Genomic DNA, 18,799 nt, shown 5'->3' with positions numbered 1-18,799 from the left:
GGCAACGGCGCCGGGGGCCTCTCGCGCTCGCGGTTCGCGACGCCCTCGTCAGGACATCTTCAGCGCCTCGGCCATCTTCGTCAGCTGGGTGAAGGAGGCCGTGCCGGCCACCACCGTGGTCGAGCCGGAGGTGCCGTCCAGCACCAGCGCGTCGTAGCGGCCGCCGGTGTAGTGCGTCCAGGTGCGGTCGCCGATCTTCTCGGTCGTCTTCGTGGCCGACGCGCCCTGACTGGCGTCGGTGATGAAGTCCGCGCGCTTCTGAGTCGACTGCTCGATCTGGACGTACTGACCGTCGGGGGTCTGGTAGCCGAGGTGCCAGCGGTCCCCGTCCTCGCCCTGGAAACGGACCGAGGTGGCCTTCCAGGCGCCGGACAGGCCCTCGGGCGCGGCCACCGGGTAGGTCGCGGCGCGCCGTGCCGTCAGCAACTCGACCCGGTAGTCGACCCTCGGTAGGTCGGGAGCGTGATCGTCGTGCGGGACGAGCAGGTAGATGAAGCCCGCCGCGAGGCCGATCAGGGCCAGGGAGAGAATCATGTCCCGGACCGTCTTCTGCTTGCCGTTCGTGCCTGCCACGCCCCCTATCGTCGCAGGTGCCCGCTGCGCTCATCCGTGGGGTCCCCTGCTCATTTTGTCAGCCTGACGATAGAGTCGACGGGAAACCCTCATCCGGCCGTCGTCGTATCAGAAAGGTGCGTACCGATGACCGAGAATCATCATCATCTGCCGTCCGAACTCGATGTTCCCTCCGAGGCCCCCGACCGCAACCTCGCCCTGGAGCTCGTCCGGGTGACCGAGGCCGCCGCGATGGCCGCGGGACGCTGGGTCGGCCGCGGCGACAAGAACGGCGCCGACGGCGCCGCGGTGCGCGCCATGCGGACCCTCGTCTCCACCGTGTCGATGAACGGCGTGGTCGTCATCGGCGAGGGCGAGAAGGACGAGGCCCCGATGCTCTTCAACGGAGAGCGCATCGGTGACGGCACCGGGCCCGAGGTCGACATCGCCGTCGACCCGATCGACGGGACGACGCTGACCGCGAAGGGCATGCCCAACGCGATCGCCGTGCTGGCCGCGGCCGAGCGCGGGGCCATGTTCGACCCGTCCGCCGTCTTCTACATGGACAAGCTGGTCACGGGCCCGGAGGCGGCGGACTTCGTCGACATCAACGCGCCCGTGTCCGTCAACATCCGGCGGGTCGCCAAGGCGAAGCGGGCCACGCCGGAGGACGTGACCGTCGTCATCCTCGACCGGCCGCGGCACGAAGGGATCATCAAGGAGATCCGGGAGGCCGGCGCGCGCATCAAGCTGATCTCCGACGGTGACGTCGCCGGGTCGGTCTACGCGCTGCGCGAGGGCACGGGCGTCGACATGCTGCTCGGGATCGGCGGCACGCCCGAGGGCATCATCTCGGCGTGCGCGGTCAAGTGCCTGGGCGGGACCATCCAGGGCAAGCTGTGGCCCAAGGACGACGAGGAGCGGCAGCGGGCCATCGATGCCGGGCACGACCTGGACCGGGTCCTGACGACGGAGGACCTGGTGACCGGGGAGAACGTGTTCTTCGTCGCCACCGGCATCACCGACGGGGAGCTGCTGCGGGGCGTGCGGTATCGGTCGGAGACCGCGCTGACCGAGTCGATCGTGATGCGGTCGAAGTCGGGGACGGTGCGGCGGATCGACTCCGAGCACCGGCTGCGCAAGCTGCGGGCGTACAGCAGGGTCGACTTCGACAGGCCGAAGTAACGCCTACGGAGAGGGAGCTGCCGACCGTACGCGGCCACAGGTGCGCTGTGGCTGGTCGCGCAGTTCCCCGCGCCCCTAGGGGGTTGCGCCAGCGGCACGCTGCGAGGCGCCGGCAGGCGCGGCCACGCGGCGGCAGGCGCGAATCGGCACAGCCCCGCGCCCCCAGGGGGTTGCGCCAGCGGCACGCTGCGAGGCGGCGGCAGGCGCGAATCGGCACAGCCTCGCGCCTCTTGCGGGGCGCTGGCAAAAGGCGCCCTCGGTGCGGAGAGGGCGCCTTTTTGTCAGCCTGCCTGCGCTATGCGGTTTGTCGCTGCCGCCCTCGCCGCCTTCTTCAGTTCCATGTCGCGGCGCCTGCGGCGGGCCAGGACCACGCGGCGTTCGGCGGCGGTGAGGCCGCCCCAGACGCCGTAGGGCTCGGGCTGGAGCAGCGCGTGTTCGCGGCACTCGACCATCACCGGACAGCGGGCACAGACCCGCTTGGCCGCCTCCTCCCGCGACAGCCGGGCAGCGGTGGGTTCCTTGGAGGGTGCGAAGAACAGGCCTGCCTCGTCGCGCCGGCACACCGCCTCGGTGTGCCAGGGGGCGTCTTGGTCCCTGTCCCGCACAGGCACCCGCTGGGCCGGAACGGCAGCTACCTGCAGGGACGAATGCGGCGGTTGCAGCACGGGTCTACTCCTGACGACGGCTTCGCGAGCGAGAGACGATGCAGCAAGGCCTACCCGCTGTGCGCGGGCCTATGCACAGCGTCCTCAACAGCCGTAGTACGGCGGCTTGTTCACGACCCCTGAGGCCGCCGGGCCGGGAGTGATTCGCGACCGTCAACGGTCCAGGTGTTTGCGCAACTTCCTGTCGACCTTGTCCTGAACCCGGTCCAGGATGTCCTCTATGAGCTTTCCGCGCTTCGGCCGCGCCTCCACGTTGCCGAGGACGGCCCATCCGTCGACATAGACGACCGGCGCGTCGGAGTCGACCGAATCCAGTGTGTCCGCCTCGAAGTTGCCCAGCACACCGCCGCCGGTGCCGCGCAGCGACACGTTCTCCGGGACGCGGATCTGGACGTCGCCGAAGACCGAGACCGCCTTGATGACGACCTGCTGGTACTCGAAGATCGCCTCGGTGAGGTCGAGCTCGATGGAACCGAAGACCGCGTAGGCGTGCAGCCGGCGGCCCGCCCGCCAGCGGCCCCGGCGGCGGGCGCTGCTGAAGACCGCCACCACGTTGCTGTCCGCCTCGACGGGGATCGCGCCGGGCGTCGGCCGGGGCGGCACCGGCGTGTAGGCCGGGGCGGCCGGGCCGGCGTGGGCCGCGGGCAGGTCCCGTATGAAGACCTCCAGCTCACCCACCGTCTTGGCGTTCAGCACCCCCTCCACGCGCTCGGCGTGCTCGTCGGCGGTCAGGCGCCCCTCGGCGAGGGCCTCCCGCAGGATGTCGGCGACGCGGTCACGGTCGGCGTCCGAGGCGCGCAACTCGGCGACCGGCGCTCCGGCGGGCTCACGAGGGGGCTGCTTCTGAAGGTCCACGGCAGCAGGGTACCGAAACGCGATAGATCGCGACTACCCCTCATCGCCACCTGTGGAAAACCCGTACGATCCCCGAACTGAGCCTTACCTCACAGGCTCCCCGTCAGTGGCAGGTTCTACGCTGGTTGCGCCCGCCAGCGTCGGCGGGCGGCCGTCCGTCAGAGTGAGGAATGGGCTGAGATGCCTGAGTTCGCGTATACCGATCTACTCCCCCAGGGCGAGGACACCACCCCGTACCGGCTGGTGACCTCGGAGGGTGTGTCCACCGTCGAGGGACCGGACGGGCGGACGTTCCTCAAGGTGGAGCCCGAGGCGCTGCGCAAGCTGGCCGAGGAGGCCATCCACGACATCCAGCACTACCTGCGTCCCGCACACCTCGCCCAGCTCCGCCGGATCATCGACGACCCGGAAGCGTCGGGCAACGACAAGTTCGTCGCGCTCGACCTGCTGAAGAACGCGAACATCGCGGCGGCCGGCGTGCTGCCCATGTGCCAGGACACCGGCACGGCCATCGTGATGGGCAAGCGCGGGCAGAACGTGCTGACCGAGGGCGGCGACGAGGCGGCGCTGAGCCGCGGCATCTACGACGCCTATCTGAACCTCAACCTGCGCTACTCCCAGATGGCTCCGCTCACCATGTGGGAGGAGAAGAACACCGGGTCGAACCTGCCGGCCCAGGTCGAGTTGTACGCCACCGACGGCGGCGCCTACAAGTTCCTCTTCATGGCGAAGGGCGGCGGCTCCGCCAACAAGTCGTTCCTGTACCAGGAGACGAAGGCGGTCCTCAACGAGGCCTCCATGATGAAGTTCCTGGAGGCGAAGATCCGTTCGCTCGGTACGGCGGCGTGCCCGCCGTACCACCTGGCGATCGTGGTGGGTGGCACGAGCGCCGAGTACGCGCTGAAGACCGCCAAGTACGCCTCCGCGCACTACCTCGACGAGATCCCGGCCGAGGGCTCGGAGCTGGGGCACGGTTTCCGGGACAAGGACCTGGAGCAGAAGGTCTTCGAGCTGACGCAGAAGATCGGGATCGGCGCACAGTTCGGCGGCAAGTACTTCTGCCACGACGTGCGCGTGGTGCGGCTGCCGCGGCACGGCGCGTCCTGCCCGGTCGCCATCGCCGTGTCCTGCTCCGCGGACCGCCAGGCCGTCGCGAAGATCACCGCCGAGGGCGTCTTCCTGGAGCAGCTGGAGACGGACCCGGCCCGTTTCCTCCCGGAGACCACCGACGAGCATCTCGACGACTCGTCGGACGTGGTGAAGATCGACCTGAACCAGCCGATGGACACGATCCTCGCGGAGCTGACCAAGTACCCGGTCAAGACCCGGCTCTCCCTCACCGGTCCGCTGGTGGTGGCCCGGGACATCGCGCACGCCAAGATCAAGGAGCGGCTGGACGCGGGCGAGGAGATGCCGCAGTACCTGAAGGACCACCCGGTGTACTACGCCGGTCCGGCCAAGACGCCCGAGGGCTACGCCTCCGGTTCCTTCGGGCCGACGACGGCCGGCCGGATGGACTCCTACGTCGAGCAGTTCCAGGCCGCCGGCGGCTCCAAGGTGATGCTCGCCAAGGGCAACCGCAGCAAGCAGGTCACCGACGCGTGCGACGCGCACGGCGGCTTCTACCTCGGCTCCATCGGCGGGCCGGCCGCCCGCCTCGCCCAGGACTGCATCAAGAAGGTCGAGGTCGTCGAGTACGAGGAGCTCGGTATGGAGGCGGTCTGGAAGATCGAGGTCGAGGACTTCCCCGCGTTCATCGTCGTCGACGACAAGGGCAACGACTTCTTCCAGGACCCCGCCCCGGCTCCGACGTTCACCTCGATTCCGGTCCGGGGCCCCGGGCTGGCCTAGGGCGTCCGGCGCGGCGGGGGACGGATGTCGCCCCCGCCGCCCCTACCCGTCCCGTCCTCCAGGGGGTGGGCCCCCTTCGACCGCCCGTTCCGGGGGCTGCCGCCCCCGGACCCCCGCTTCGGCCTGAACGGCCTCGTCCTCAAACGCCGGACGGGCTGGAGAGTGGGGGTGCGGACCGGGTCTCGTCCGCACACGCCGGACGGGCTGAGAGAGGGGTGCGGACCGGGTCTCGTCCTCAAGCGCCGGACGGGCCGAGAGGGCGGGGGTGCGGCCCGGCCCTCGCCCACACTCCAGACGGGCTGGAGGGCGTGCGGACCAGCCCTCGTCCGTGCTCGCCGGACGGGGCCGTGGGTGTCAGTGGGGCATGCAGCCGAACCAGTTCACCGTGTTGCCGTCGGCTGTGTAGCCCATGCACCTGATGGTTCTGTCGTGCAGCTTCTCGGTGCGGTCGACCGGGCCGTTCAGGTACTCCGTCTTGTGGTGGGGCTCCACCAGGTCGTCGACCTCGATGCGGTACCAGCGGCGCTCGCCGGACGGCAGGGTGCAGCCGTGGGCGGTGATGTTGCGGCTGGGATCGCCGCTCCAGACGGGCCGTTCGGCACGGTCGCAGTGGGCGCGGCCGGCCGCACCGGCGGTGCCGGCTCCCGCGCCCAGCAGGGTCGCCGCGCCTATGGACACCGCCGCGACGGCGCCGAGCAGACCCTTTGGAGTGAAGTTCATCGGTTGGTCCTCCTGCCAGCCGTGGTGACGGCGGGGAATCGCCCTGTCACCTTGGGCCGATAGTCACATTTATCCGTGATGTCTGGCTCGGTGGCCGGGGGTGCAGTCCCCCGACCCGGTGACGTCGGTGGTGCCAATGCAGCAGGCCGGAACAACCGCCGCTCCCCGATCGCTGACAAGGGCATGAGCGACTACCGCATCGAACACGACTCCATGGGCGAGGTCCGGGTCCCCGCCCACGCCAAGTGGCGGGCCCAGACCCAGCGGGCCGTCGAGAACTTCCCCGTCTCCGGTCAGCGGATCGAGCGCGCGCACATCGAGGCGCTGGCCCGGATCAAGGGCGCCGCGGCCAAGGTGAACGCAGAGCTGGGGGTGGTCGACAAGGACATCGCCCAGGCGGTCCAGGAGGCGGCCGAGGAGGTCGCCGAGGGGATGTGGGACGAGCACTTCCCCATCGACGTGTTCCAGACCGGGTCCGGCACCTCGTCGAACATGAACACCAACGAGGTCATCGCGACGCTGGCGACCGAGCGGCTGGGGCGGGACGTCCATCCCAACGACCATGTGAACGCCTCGCAGTCCTCCAACGACGTGTTCCCGTCGTCCATCCACATCGCCGCCACCGCCGCCGTCACCCGGGACCTGATTCCGGCGCTCGACCATCTCGCCGACTCCCTGACCAGGAAGTCCGAGGAGTTCGCCGATGTGGTGAAGTCCGGGCGGACGCATTTGATGGACGCGACGCCGGTGACCCTGGGGCAGGAGTTCGGCGGGTACGCGGCGCAGGTGCGGTACGGCGTCGAGCGGCTGCGGGCCTCGCTGCCCCGGCTCGCGGAGCTGCCGCTCGGGGGGACGGCGGTGGGCACCGGGATCAACACGCCGCCCGGGTTCTCCGCCGCGGTGATCGAGGAGGTCGCCCGGGTCACCGGGCTGCCGTTCACGGAGGCACGGAACCACTTCGAGGCGCAGGGCGCCCGGGACGGGATCGTGGAGACCAGCGGGCAGCTGCGGACCGTCGCCGTCGGGCTGACGAAGATCGCCAATGACCTGCGGTGGATGTCCTCGGGGCCGCGGACCGGGCTGGCCGAGATCTCGCTGCCGGATCTGCAGCCGGGGTCCTCGATCATGCCGGGGAAGGTCAACCCGGTCATTCCGGAAGCCGTGTTGATGGTGGCCGCTCAGGTCATCGGGAACGACCAGACGATCGCCGTGGCCGGCGCGGCCGGGAACTTCGAGCTCAACGTGATGCTTCCGGTCATCGGGAAGAACGTGCTGGAGTCCGTCCGGCTGCTGGCCAACGTCTCGCGGCTGCTCGCCGACCGGACCGTGGACGGGATCACCGCGCACCGGGAGCGGGCGCGGGAGTACGCCGAGTCGTCGCCGTCCGTGGTCACGCCGCTCAACAAGTACATCGGGTACGAGGAGGCCGCCAAGGTCGCCAAGAAGGCGCTGGCCGAGCGGAAGACGATCCGCCAGGTCGTCCTTGAGGGCGGGTACGTCGAGCGGGGCGATCTGACCGTCGAGCAGCTGGACGAGGCGCTTGATGTCCTGCGGATGACACGGCCGTAACCGGGTGCGAACGTTTCGCGCCGCCCGGCCAGAACCGTGACGTCCGCCGCAGCGTCGTATGCCTACGGCACCTAATATCTGTGCATGGCAGACGGTGGAGCGGTGAGACGCGTGATGCGCGGGGAAACGGGCGGTGCGACCGGTGACGGGTCCGGTTTCTGGACTCCGGGGAGCCAGATCCTGTGGCGGTACCGGGAGAACGCCGGGGACGGCTTCCACATCGCGCGCCCCGTCACCGTCGTCCGGGACGACGAGGAGCTGCTCGCCGTCTGGCTGGCCCCCGGCACCGAGTGCGTCAAGCCCGTGCTCGCCGACGGCACGTCGGTGCGCGAGGAGCCGCTGGAGTCCCGGTACACCAAGCCGCGGGCGGTCGCGCACGGCCACTGGCTCGGCACGGGCGTGCTGAAGCTGGCCCGGCCCGGTCAGCCCTGGTCGGTGTGGCTGTTCTGGGAGCGGGGCTGGCAGTTCAAGAACTGGTACGTCAACCTTGAGCAGCCGCTGGTCCGTTGGGGCGGCGGAGTGGACTCCGAGGACTACTTTCTGGACATCTCCGTGCACCCGGACCGCAGTTGGCGCTGGCTCGACGAGGACGAGTTCGCGCAGGCCCAGCGGGACGGCCTGATGGACGCGGAGACGGCCGCGGACGTGCGGACGGCGGGCGGGGCCGCGGTGGCCGCCGTCGAGGCCTGGGAGGCGCCCTTCTCGGACGGCTGGCAGCACTGGCGCCCGGACCCGTCCTGGGCGGTACCGTCACTGCCGGAGGACTGGGACCGTACGCCCGCGCACGTGTCCTCATGAGACCCTTGATGCGCCCCCGGTCCACAACCGTAGGATCGTCCTCCGCAAGGAAACGTGAGCACAACTCCCGGAGCATGCGCCGGGCTTGACCGAACGTCACCGAGGGGCGGCAGGACGTGAGCGAGGGGTACGAGGGCAACACCGGCGAGCGGTGCGCGGGCCGCAGATCGTTCGCCGGTGGCACAGGAACAGCCTCCAGCCACGCCGAAATTCCGTTCCTGGGACACGTAATCCGGGTATCGGCACTTCGGCGGGACCACCTGCGCGCCCGGCGCGCAGCCCCGGACGGACGGATTCGACACGCGTGACGGAGCACCCCACCTCCTACGAGCGCCCACAGCCGGGCGTCGACCCCGCGGAGGCCCGCGGGGCGCTCCTGCGTTCCCCGCAGCCGCAGGTGCAGGCACAGGGACAACCGCAGCCCTGCCCGCGCGGCGGCACCGCCTTACCGGCACAGGCCCGCGCGGGCGAGACGCCCTCCGGTCCCGGTACCAGCACGTCCAAGGAGCACTCCGTCAACGGCCCCGAGCACGCCCAGCCCACCAGCGCTGAGCCCGATCCGCACCGGCCGCGCCCCACCCCGGAGGGCATCCCGCCACAGCCCGGCGCCGAGCCGGAGCGGGCGGTGAGCTCCCAGGAGCGCCGTACCGGACGCGGGCTGCCGCCCGGCCGGCCGATGCCGATGCGACGGGACGGCGACCGGCTGCGCTTCGTGGGTGCCGCGACCCGCCGGATCGCCCGGGGCATCGACCTGGACGAGATCGTGATGGGGCTGTGCCGGGCGACCGTGCCGACCTTCTCGGACGCGATCCTGGTCTATCTGCGCGACCCGCTGCCGGTCGGTGACGAGCGGCCCGTGGGCCCGGTGGTGCTGCGGCTGCGCCGCACCGACCGGATCCCGGAGGAGCGGGACACCGACGGCGGCTTCCTGCCGGTGCCGGTCCCGGAGCCGGATCCGGCCGACATCGGCCTGGCCGCGCTCACCGCGGAGCTGTGCGAAGTAAGGCCGGGCGGTGCGCTGAACGAGGTGCTGCGGGGCGTACGACCGGTGTTCGCCGACTCGCCCGCCGCCCGTGCCGCCCTCCCCGAACTCCTCGGCGAGGACAACGAGTCCCTCGTACCCGGCGCCCGGCACGCGATCCTCGCCCCGCTGCGCGGCCGGCGCCGGGTGATCGGCGCGGCCCTGTTCCTGCGCCGCCCGGAGCGGCTGGCGTTCGAGGCCGACGACCTGCTGGTCGCCGCCCAGCTGGCCACGCACAGCGCGCTCGGCATCGACAAGGCGGTGCTGTACGGCCGGGAGGCCTACATCGCCGACGAGCTGCAGCGGACCATGCTGCCGGAGAACCTGCCGAGCGCGACGGGCGTGCGGCTGGCGTCCCGCTACCTCCCGGCCGCCGAGACCGCCCGGGTGGGCGGCGACTGGTACGACGCGATCCCGCTGCCGGGGAGCCGGGTGGCGCTGGTCGTGGGCGACGTCATGGGGCACTCGATGACCTCGGCGGCGATCATGGGCCAGCTGCGGACCACGGCCCAGACGCTGGCGGGGCTGGATCTGCCGCCGCAGGAGGTCCTGCACCATCTCGACGAGCAGGCCCAGCGGCTCGGCTCCGACCGGATGGCGACCTGCCTGTACGCCGTCTACGACCCGGTCTCGCATCGCATCACCATCGCCAACGCCGGCCATCCGCCGCCGGTGCTGCTGCACCTGGGCGGCCATGCCGAGGTGCTGCGGGTGCCGGCCGGGGCGCCGATCGGCGTCGGCGGGGTCGACTTCGAGGCGGTGGAGCTGGACGCGCCGGCCGGGGCGACGCTGCTGCTGTACACCGACGGGCTGGTGGAGTCCCGGCTGCGGGACGTGTGGACCGGCATAGAGCAGCTGCGCGAGAAGCTCGCCGCGACCGCGCAGCTGACCGGGCCGGACCATCCCCCGCCGCTTGAGGCGCTGTGCGACGAGGTGCTCGACATGCTCGGGCCGGGTGACCGCGACGACGACATCGCGCTGCTCGCGGCCCGGTTCGACGGGATCGCGCCGAGCGATGTGGCGTACTGGTTCCTGGAGCCGGAGGACGCGGCGCCGGGGCGCGCCCGGCGGCTGGCGCGCCGGGCCCTGGCCCGCTGGGGGCTTGAGGAACTCACCGACTCCGTCGAGCTGTTGGTCAGCGAGGTCGTCACGAACGCGGTGCGGTACGCGTCGCGGCCGGTGACGTTGCGGTTGCTGCGGACGGATGTGCTGCGGTGCGAGGTCGGCGACGACGTGCCCCAGCTGCCGCGGCTGCGGCAGGCGCGGGCGACGGACGAGGGCGGCCGGGGGCTGTACCTGGTGAACCGGCTGGCGCGGCGGTGGGGGGCGACCCGGTTGAGCACCGGGAAGGTCGTCTGGTTCGAGCTGAACAGGTAGCGCCGAAGGGGCTGCTTGAGGTCGCCGGGGAGCTGCGGGCCGGTGGGGGCCGTTCGCGCAGTTCCCCGCGCCCCTGAAGGGGCGCTGTTGTCAGCGCCCCTTCCAAGGGCCCCGTGAGGGGCGCGGGGAGCTGCGCGAGCGGCCGCGATGGGCCCGCACCCGGCTACGTGCCGGGGCGGGCCCTTCCGTTACTGGTCGTCCGCCGGGTCCAGCGGGTTGTCCGTGGTGCCGTCCGTCGGGCTCTCCGCCGGGGTCGACGGGGCGCTGGTCGTCGGGGTCGGGGACTTCGTCGGGGTCGAGCTCGGGGTCTGGGACGGCGTCTGGGACGGGGTCGCGGACTTCGTCGGGGTCGAGCTCGGGGTCTCCGAGGGCGTCTCGGACGGGGTCAAGCTGGGGGTAGGCGACTCTGTCGGCTGGACGGCCGCGCCCAGATCGGTGTTCAGGTCGAACTTGGCCTTCTTCGTGACGCCGAAGGTGTACGCCGCCCAGATCTGCGCGGGGTAACCGCCACCGTTGATACGGCCGGTGCCGGGGATCAGGCCCGTGGCGCCGGTGAGGGACACCTGGTTGTGGGTCTTGGCGTCCTCGCCGAACAGGCCCACCGACGTGACCAGGTCGGGCGTGTACCCCGTGAACCAGGCCGACTTGTTGCTGTCGGACGTACCCGTCTTGCCGGCCACCTGCTGCCCCTTGCGCAGCGGGTTCTGGGCCACCGACACCTTGGCCGTACCGTCGTCGACCACACCGGTCAGCACCGACGTCACCTGGTCGGCCGCCTCACGGCTGATCACCTGCTCGCCGATCGGGTCCGGCAGGTCGACCTTGCGGCCGGTCTTCTCCGCCGACGCGAGGATGGTCGGGGTGACCTTCTGCCCGTGGTTGTCGAGCGTGGCGTACACCGAGGCCATCTCCAGCGGGCTCGCGCCCATGCTGCCCAGGGTCATCGCGGGCACCGCCTGGAGGCTCTCGGTGTCCAGACCGAGGTCGTCGGCGGTCTTCAGCACGTTCTTCATGCCGACGTCGACGCCCATCTGCGCGAACACCGAGTTCACGGACTTGTTCATCGCCGTCTGCACCGTGATGTTGCCGTAGTCGGCGTCGTCCTCGTTCGGCGGTGAGAAGGCGATGTCGCTGCCCTTGACCGCACGGCCGCTGGTGCCGTCGTAGATCGTGTTGGCGTTGATGTCCTTGCCGCTCTGCGTCTTGGCGTCCTGGTCCAGCGCGGCGGCGAGGATGATCGGCTTGAAGGTGGACGCCGGCTGGTAGTCGGCGCGGGTGGCGTTGTCGGTGTAGTGCTTGTAGTAGTCCACGCCGCCGTAGAGGGCGAGGATCTTCCCGGTCTTGGGGTCGACGGAGACGGCGCCGGCCTGGACGTTCTTGTCGACCTTGCGCTTCTTGCCGTCCAGCTTGCTGGTGAGCTGGCTCTTGACGGCCGCCTCCAGCTTGGTCTGCCTCTTCGGGTCGATGTTCAGGGTGATCGTCCAGCCCTGGTCGACGACCTGGGCCTCCGCCTCGGACCGGGAGATGTTGCCCTGCGACTTCATCAGCTGGTTCTCCAGCTGGGTGTTGGCCAGTTCGACCAGATAGCCCTTCTGGCCCTCCAGGCCGGAGGCGGCCTTCGGTGCCTTGGGGATCGGGAACTTCATGCCGTCACGCTTGGTCTTGTCCAGCCACTTCTGGCCGACCATGTTGTCCAGGACGTAGTTCCAGCGTTCCTGCACCAGCTTCTTGCCGACGGGGCCCGCCACCGCCCAGTCGTACTGGCTCGGCGCCTGGAGCAGCGCGGCCAGATAGGCGCCCTGCTGGACCGAGAGCTTCTCGGCGTCGACTCGGTAGTAGGCCTGGGCGGCGGCCTGGATGCCGTAGGCGCCGCGGCCGTAGTAGCTGGTGTTGATGTAGCCCGCGAGGATCTCGTCCTTGGACTTCTCGCGGTCCACCTTCAGCGAGATGACCAGTTCCTTCAGCTTGCGCGTGACGGTCTGGTCCTGGCTGAGGTAGTAGTTCTTGACGTACTGCTGGGTGATCGTCGAGCCGCCCTGGGTGCCGCGGCCCATCGCCGTGTTGTAGAGGCCGCGGGCCATGCCCCTGAGGTCGATGCCCGAGTCGGTGTAGAAGGTCTTGTTCTCCGCGGCGACGAAGGTGTGCTGGACGTCCTTCGGGACCTTGGAGAGGTCCACGATCTCGCGGTTGACGGTGCCCTTGCGGGCGAGGACCGAGCCGTCGCTGTACTTGTAGACGTTGCTCTGCGTCTGTGCGAGCGCGTTGCCCTCGGGGACGCTCACCATCATGTACAGCGCGATGAACGCGCCGATGCCCAGCAGACAGACGGTGAAGAAGGCGCCGAGCATCTTCTTCCAGGTGAACAGCCTGCGTATGCGGCCCTTCGCGGGCTTGCCCGGCGCACCGGGCTTCCCGGGCTTGCCGGGCTTCTTGGCGGCGGCCCGGCGGCGCTCCGCGCGGGTGCCGCCCTCGGCGCCCTCGGCGGCCGGTGACTCGACCACCGTCGTGGTCCCGCCCTCCGCCGTGATCTCGGGCTCGGCCTGCTCGGACGTGCGGTTCCGGGGCGCGGCGCGGCGGCCACCACGCTGTCGCGCTCTTCTCTCGTCCGCTCGTCCCATGAGTCCGTCTGCTCCGCTTCGTCTCGGCTGTCACACGTGTGTACGGGTGTCACACAGGTACGTGGCTCAGGTCAGTCCAGAAAACTAACACCGCTCGCTATGCCAAAGGACGCACGATCTGCCCTTTTTCGGACGTGACAATCAGCACCCCCACCCGACGGAACCGACGAGCGGGGCAGACGAAGGGTTGCCGGACGCCGTCAAGCGATATCACTTGGATACCCGTGAGCAGGACGAAGACGGACAGAACCGCACGACCCGGAGGGACCCGCGTCCGGACCCGACGCCTCGGCACGGCGGCGCAAGCGGGTGCTGCTGTGGCCGGATCCGGCGGTGTACGAGGCACCGGCGCGGTGGGCCGGGGACGAACTCCGGTCGGCCGACGCGCAGATCGAGTTCCCGCTGCGGCAGGCGCCGGCCGACGCGGGACGCCGGCCGACGGTGACCGGCCCCGGCCGCGCCGACCCTCAGCCGGTGGGTTCGCCCGCCTTCCCGGCGAGTGCCCACGCGTCGCCCACCGGTCCCAGGTGCCGCGACTTGTCCGGGTTGAGCACCGAGCGGATCGCCTGGATGCGGCCGCCGGCCATGTCCGGGGCCGTGGCGCCCGGGACCCCGCCCCTGGCGTCGTGAAGGAGCGCGCCCGGCCGGTCGTTCACCTGGCGCGGTTCCGGCTCGCTCACGCCAGCTCCTCCTTGAACCCCTGCCGCCAGGACGGGTACCGCAACTCCCAGCCGAGCTCCCGCTTCGCCTTGGCGTTGGAGAAGCCGCGGCCCTGGGTCATGATGATGACCGCCTGTTCGCCGGCCAGGAGGCGGGCCAGCCACACCGGCATCCGCAGCGGCCGCCTCGCCCCGGCGCACTCGGCGAGGTACGGCAGCCATGCGGCGGCCGGCGCCGGTTCGTCGTCGACGATGTTGAACACGCCCCGCGCCTTCTGCTCGACGGCCAGCACGGTGGCGCTCGCCGCGTCGTCGAGGTGGATCCAGCTGCTGTGGCCGGTGGCGCGGCCGACCAGGGGGTACTGGCGCCTGCGGACCAGCTCCACCTGGTCGTCGATGGCGCCGGGGCCGTAGAACGCGCCGTAGCGCAGGGCCGCGCCGCCCGCGTCGAGCACGGCGTCCTCCAGGTGGCGCAGGGCCAGCATGCCGCCGTGCGCGGGCGTTCCCGGCATCAGGTCCAGCGGGTCCTCCTCCGACTTCACCCAGCCGCCCTCGCGGACGCCGTTCCAGCTGGCGTGGCTCTGCGCGACGACATGGGGGACGCCGGTCGCCTCGGCGGCGGCGAGCAGATGGTCCGTGCCCTCGGTGCGCAGCCGGTTGGTGAGGGCGAACCAGCGGTCGGGATGCCTGATGTCCGGCTTGCCGGCGTGCGCCGGGGAGATCGCGGTCAGCTGATGAACGATCACGTCCGGGCGGGCCTCGGCCACCGCCGCGCCGACCGACAGCGCGTCCAGGCCGTCCATGACGACTCCGTCCGCACCCAGTTCCCTCAGCAGTCCCAGTTTGGCCGCGCTCGTCGTCGTAGCCGTCACCCGGTGCCCCCGCGCCACCAGTCGCGGCACCAGCCGCCGTCCCAGAACCCCACTGCCACCTGCCACGAACACCCGCACGGTCATCACCCTCCTGATGCGTTCCGGAACCGGGAACCGGCTCCCGGACCGGAGACGAGGCAGACCCGCGCTCCTGTGACATCGCGCTGTCGCACAACCGTGACAATCGGCTCCCACGTGCGCGTTCACACGCCCCGCCATGATCTACACACTCCGCGTATACATGCGGCGTATACACCGTGTGTAGAGTGCTCGTCATGTCCATCGGTCACACCCTTTTGGGGCTCCTGGAGTCCGGCCCGCGCCACGGTTACGACCTGAAGCGGGCCTTCGACGAGAAGTTCGGTCACGACCGGCCGCTGCACTACGGCCAGGTCTACTCGACGATGTCCCGGCTGCTGAAGAACGGGCTCGTGGAAGTCGACGGCATCGAGGCGGGCGGCGGGCCGGAACGGAAGCGGTACGCCATCACCGACGCCGGGGTCACCGACGTCGAGCGGTGGCTCGCGACTCCGGAGAAGCCGGAGGAGTACCTCCAGTCGACCCTGTACACCAAGGTCGTGCTCGCGCTGCTGACGCACCGCAACGCCGGCGACGTCCTCGACAGCCAGCGCTCCGAGCACCTGCGCAGCATGCGCATCCTCACCGACCGCAAGCGCCACGGCGACCTCGCGGACCAGCTCGTCTGCGACCACGCCCTGTTCCACCTGGAGGCGGACCTGCGCTGGCTGGAGCTGACCGCGGCACGGCTCGACAAGCTCCGGGCGGAGGTGGCCAAGTGAACGCTCCCGCCGCTCCGGCTGGTTCGCTGCTCACCGCCGAGGACCTGCGCAAGGCCTACGGCCCGACCCTCGCCCTCGACGGGGCCGGGTTCTCCATACATCCGGGCGAGGTCGTCGCCGTGATGGGCCCCTCCGGGTCCGGCAAGTCGACGCTGCTGCACTGCCTCGCCGGGATCGTGCCGCCCGACTCCGGGTCGATCATGTACGCCGGCCGCGAGATGGCGACCATGAACGACGCCGAGCGCAGCGCGCTGCGGCGCAGCGAGTTCGGGTTCGTCTTCCAGTTCGGCCAGCTGGTGCCCGAACTGACCTGCGTGGAGAACGTCGCGCTGCCGCTGCGGCTGAACGGCACCTCCCGCAAGGAGGCCGAGAAGACCGCACTGGACTGGATGCGGCGCCTGGAGGTCGACGACCTCGCGAAGAAGCGGCCCGGCGAGGTCTCCGGCGGGCAGGGGCAGCGGGTCGCGGTGGCGCGCTCGCTGGTGACCGGGCCGCGGGTGCTGTTCGCGGACGAGCCGACCGGCGCGCTCGACTCGCTCAACGGCGAGCGGGTGATGGAACTGCTCACGGACGCCGCCCGGTCCACCAACGCGGCCGTCGTCCTCGTCACGCACGAGGCGCGGGTGGCCGCCTACTCCGACCGCGAGATCGTCGTACGGGACGGCAAGTCCCGGGACATGGAGCGGGCCGTATGAGCCGGGGGCGCTGGGCCGGGGATCTGGCCATGGGGGCGCGGTTCGCCTTCACCGGCGGGCGCGAGGGCTGGATCCGGGCGCTGCTGACGGGCGTCGGCGTCGGGCTCGGGGTGGCGCTGCTGCTGCTCACGGCGGCGGTGCCCAGCATCCTGGACACCCGGCACCAGCGCGAGGCGGCCCGGCAGGACTACCTGCTGTCCCCCGCGAAGATCCCGGCGGCCGACGACACCGTCGTGGTCGCCCACTCCGACACCGTCTGGCACTCCCAGGACGTGCGCGGCCGGCTGCTCCAGCCGGAGGGCGCCAAGGCACCCCTGCCGCCGGGCATCGACCGGTTCCCGGCCGTGGGCGAGATGTACGTCTCCCCAGCGCTGGCCGACCTGCTGAAGTCCTCCGGCACCGCACTGCTGCGCGAGCGGCTGCCCGGCAAGGTCGTCGGCACCATCGGGGACTCCGGGCTCATCGGCTCCCGCGAACTCGCCTACTACGCGGGCTCCGAGCACCTGGCCCCGCTGATCGGCAAGGCCTCGGTGGAGCGGATCAACCACTTCGGGGACACCTCCGACCAGGGCTCCGAACCACTGGACCCGGTCCTGCTGCTGCTCGTCCTGATGGTGTTCGTGGTGCTGCTCACCCCGGTCGCCATCTTCGTCGCCACCGCCGTGCGGTTCGGCGGCGAGCAGCGCGACCGGCGGCTCGCGGCGCTGCGGCTGGTCGGCTGCGACGGCGGGATGGCCCGGCGGATCGCGGCGGGCGAGGCGCTCGCGGGCTCCGTGCTGGGTCTGGCGTTCGGCGTCGGCTTCTTCCTGGCCGGTGCCCAGCTCGCCGGGTCGATCGAGCTGTTCGGCATCAGCATCTTCCCGGACTACCTCACCCCGTCGCCCGTCCTGGCGCTGCTGGTGGCCGTCGCGGTCCCGGCGACCGCCGTGCTGGTCACCCTGTTCTCGCTGCGCCGGGTCGTCATCGAACCGCTGGGCGTGGTGCGCACGTCCGGACCCGGGCGGCGCCGGCTGTGGTGGCGGCTGCTGCTGCCGCTGCTCGGCCTGCTGATGCTCGCCCCGATGATCGGGAAGGGCAACAGCGGCGGCAACTTCAACCCCTACCTGGTGTCCTTCGGCGTGCTGGCCCTGCTGGTCGGCATCACCGCGCTGCTGCCGTGGGTGGTGGAGCGGGCCGTCGGCCGCCTGGACGGCGGCCCGGTCTCCTGGCAACTGGCGGTGCGCAGGCTCCAGTTGAGCAGCGGTACGGCGGCCCGGATGGTGAACGGCATCGCGGTGGCGGTGGCCGGGGCGATCGCGCTCCAGATGCTGTTCTCCGGCGTCGACGCGGACTACACCAAGTCGACCGGGAAGGACCCGTCCCGCACCCAGCTGGAGGTCGACCTGCGCGCCGCCACGACGCCGGACGCCACCACCCGCGCACTGCGGGAGACCCGGGGCGTACGGCAGACCGTGGCACTGTCGGACACCCAGTTCGGGGCCCGGCCCGCAGGCACCGAGGACACCGTGCAGATCATGGTCGGCGACTGCGCGGCCCTGCGGGAACTGGCCAGAATCTCCGCCTGCCACGACGGTGACGTCTTCATCTCCAGTGACGCGTTCACCGATCCCGCCTCCCGCAAAATGATGACGCCGGGGCACACGGTCTGGGTCGACCCCACCTACCCCGGCGGCACGAAGGGAATCGAGGCCCGCTGGACGCTGCCGGCCGAGCTCGGACGGGCGCAGGTCCGCAAGGACGCCCTGCGCAGCGACCTAACGGGCCTGCTGGCCACCCCGTCCGCCCTGCCGGCCAAGGCCCGCCCGAGCCTCACGAGCAGCGTCTACGTCCTGCTGGACCCGAAGGTCCCGGAATCGGACGCCACCGAGGAGGTACGGACCGCCGTCCACACGGTCGACCCGCTCGCCGACGTGTCGATCTGGCAGTCGACCCAGCGCTCCACCCGCTACGACACCATCCGCACCGGCCTGTTCGTGGGCGCCGCCGCCGTCCTCGCCCTCATCGGGGCGAGCCTGCTGGTCTCCCAGCTGGAGCAGTTGCGCGAGCGCAAGAAGCTGCTGTCGTCGCTGATCGCCTTCGGCACCCGGCGCCGCACCCTCACCCTGTCCGTGCTCTGGCAGACGACGATCCCCATCACCCTGGGCCTGCTGCTGGCCGTGGTGGTCGGGCTGACGCTCGGCGGGGTGCTGATGAAGATGACGGCCGTACCGCTGCGCGTGGACTGGCCGAGCGTGCTGTCGATGACCGGGTTCGGTGCGGCGATCGTCCTCGCCGTGACCCTGCTCAGCCTGCCGGCGCTGCTGCGCCTGATGCGCCCGGACGGGCTGCGCACCGAGTAGGCACCGCCGCTCCGGAGACCCCGCTCACTGCTGGTGGGCGGGGTCTGCCGCATCCCTGGGGGCTGCGCCCCCAGACCCCCCTTCGGCCTGAACGGCCTCGTCCTCAAACGCCGGACGGGCTGATTCATGTGGCTGATCGCCGTCGTCAGGCGTCGGACGGAGCGATTGATGCGGCTGATCGCCGTCGTCGGGCGCGGGACGGGGTGACTGATGCGACTGATCA

Annotated in this window: 15 protein-coding genes; 9 read left to right on the top strand and 6 right to left on the bottom strand. The window is 71.0% G+C overall.

Annotated features, from left to right (window positions below; all coding sequences use genetic code 11):
- Nucleotides 1-48: 48 nt before the first annotated feature.
- Nucleotides 49-573 carry a DUF4245 domain-containing protein gene (locus tag KVT45_RS25910; protein ID WP_217551370.1) on the bottom strand — a complete coding sequence of 175 codons (525 nt, stop codon included), beginning with the start codon at nucleotides 571-573 and terminating at the stop codon, nucleotides 49-51.
- A gap of 126 nt (nucleotides 574-699) precedes the next feature.
- Between KVT45_RS25910 and glpX the strand changes: the two genes are divergently transcribed.
- The gene (gene glpX / locus KVT45_RS25905; protein WP_217551368.1) at nucleotides 700-1,737 is read left to right on the top strand and encodes a class II fructose-bisphosphatase; all 1,038 of its coding nucleotides are present in this window, start codon (nucleotides 700-702) and stop codon (nucleotides 1,735-1,737) included.
- Nucleotides 1,738-2,018: 281 nt separating this feature from the next.
- Here the strand turns inward: glpX and KVT45_RS25900 are convergent, their stop codons facing one another.
- Together KVT45_RS25900 and KVT45_RS25895 are read right to left on the bottom strand one after the other, a co-directional pair.
- Nucleotides 2,019-2,402, bottom strand: coding sequence for a WhiB family transcriptional regulator (locus tag KVT45_RS25900; protein WP_217551366.1), 384 nt, complete (start codon nucleotides 2,400-2,402; stop codon nucleotides 2,019-2,021).
- Nucleotides 2,403-2,555: 153 nt separating this feature from the next.
- Entirely contained in the window at nucleotides 2,556-3,257 is a 702-nt protein-coding gene (locus KVT45_RS25895) for a DUF1707 domain-containing protein (RefSeq protein ID WP_217551364.1), read from the bottom strand.
- Nucleotides 3,258-3,437: 180 nt separating this feature from the next.
- Here KVT45_RS25895 and KVT45_RS25890 point away from each other — a divergent pair, with 180 nt between their 5' ends.
- Nucleotides 3,438-5,108 (top strand): fumarate hydratase, encoded by a 1,671-nt coding sequence (locus KVT45_RS25890; RefSeq protein WP_217551362.1) that lies wholly within the window; start codon nucleotides 3,438-3,440, stop codon nucleotides 5,106-5,108.
- Nucleotides 5,109-5,462: 354 nt separating this feature from the next.
- Here the strand turns inward: KVT45_RS25890 and KVT45_RS25885 are convergent, their stop codons facing one another.
- Complete coding sequence (locus KVT45_RS25885; protein ID WP_217551360.1) at nucleotides 5,463-5,828, bottom strand: hypothetical protein; 366 nt, start codon at nucleotides 5,826-5,828, stop codon at nucleotides 5,463-5,465.
- A gap of 183 nt (nucleotides 5,829-6,011) precedes the next feature.
- Between KVT45_RS25885 and KVT45_RS25880 the strand changes: the two genes are divergently transcribed.
- The 3 genes from KVT45_RS25880 (at nucleotide 6,012) to KVT45_RS25870 (ending at nucleotide 10,593) form a co-directional block, all read left to right on the top strand.
- A complete protein-coding gene (locus KVT45_RS25880; protein WP_217551359.1) occupies nucleotides 6,012-7,397 on the top strand; it encodes an aspartate ammonia-lyase in 1,386 nt (461 codons plus the stop codon).
- 114 nt (nucleotides 7,398-7,511) lie between these two features.
- Nucleotides 7,512-8,195, top strand: coding sequence for a DUF402 domain-containing protein (locus KVT45_RS25875; protein WP_254647369.1), 684 nt, complete (start codon nucleotides 7,512-7,514; stop codon nucleotides 8,193-8,195).
- Nucleotides 8,196-8,499: 304 nt separating this feature from the next.
- A complete protein-coding gene (locus KVT45_RS25870) occupies nucleotides 8,500-10,593 on the top strand; it encodes a SpoIIE family protein phosphatase (RefSeq protein WP_217551355.1) in 2,094 nt (697 codons plus the stop codon).
- Between the two features lie 188 nt (nucleotides 10,594-10,781).
- Here KVT45_RS25870 and KVT45_RS25865 read toward each other — a convergent pair whose 3' ends face one another.
- Nucleotides 10,782-13,211 carry a transglycosylase domain-containing protein gene (locus KVT45_RS25865; RefSeq protein ID WP_217551353.1) on the bottom strand — a complete coding sequence of 810 codons (2,430 nt, stop codon included), beginning with the start codon at nucleotides 13,209-13,211 and terminating at the stop codon, nucleotides 10,782-10,784.
- Nucleotides 13,212-13,520: 309 nt separating this feature from the next.
- Here KVT45_RS25865 and KVT45_RS56470 point away from each other — a divergent pair, with 309 nt between their 5' ends.
- Entirely contained in the window at nucleotides 13,521-13,841 is a 321-nt protein-coding gene (locus tag KVT45_RS56470; RefSeq protein WP_308310864.1) for a hypothetical protein, read from the top strand.
- A gap of 46 nt (nucleotides 13,842-13,887) precedes the next feature.
- Here KVT45_RS56470 and KVT45_RS25855 read toward each other — a convergent pair whose 3' ends face one another.
- Nucleotides 13,888-14,826: an NAD(P)-dependent oxidoreductase gene (locus KVT45_RS25855; protein ID WP_217551350.1), complete on the bottom strand. Its 939-nt coding sequence runs from the start codon at nucleotides 14,824-14,826 to the stop codon at nucleotides 13,888-13,890.
- A 191-nt stretch (nucleotides 14,827-15,017) separates the two neighbouring features.
- On the opposite strand from KVT45_RS25855, the gene KVT45_RS25850 reads away from it, so the two are divergent.
- Genes KVT45_RS25850 through KVT45_RS25840 form a run of 3 tightly spaced genes read left to right on the top strand, consistent with a single transcriptional unit; the run spans nucleotide 15,018 to nucleotide 18,576 of the window.
- Nucleotides 15,018-15,542 carry a PadR family transcriptional regulator gene (locus tag KVT45_RS25850; RefSeq protein WP_217551348.1) on the top strand — a complete coding sequence of 175 codons (525 nt, stop codon included), beginning with the start codon at nucleotides 15,018-15,020 and terminating at the stop codon, nucleotides 15,540-15,542.
- A complete protein-coding gene (locus KVT45_RS25845) occupies nucleotides 15,539-16,237 on the top strand; it encodes an ABC transporter ATP-binding protein (RefSeq protein ID WP_217551346.1) in 699 nt (232 codons plus the stop codon). Before KVT45_RS25850 ends, KVT45_RS25845 begins: the two co-directional genes overlap by 4 nt.
- Nucleotides 16,234-18,576, top strand: coding sequence for an ABC transporter permease (locus tag KVT45_RS25840; protein WP_217551344.1), 2,343 nt, complete (start codon nucleotides 16,234-16,236; stop codon nucleotides 18,574-18,576). Before KVT45_RS25845 ends, KVT45_RS25840 begins: the two co-directional genes overlap by 4 nt.
- Nucleotides 18,577-18,799: the final 223 nt, after the last annotated feature.

It is taken from the genome of Streptomyces sp. GbtcB6, from assembly GCF_019091475.1.
Classification (GTDB): domain Bacteria; phylum Actinomycetota; class Actinomycetes; order Streptomycetales; family Streptomycetaceae; genus Streptomyces; species Streptomyces hyaluromycini.
The sequence above is the reverse complement of the archived record's forward strand: the minus strand, read 5'-3'. Positions and strand labels throughout refer to the sequence as shown.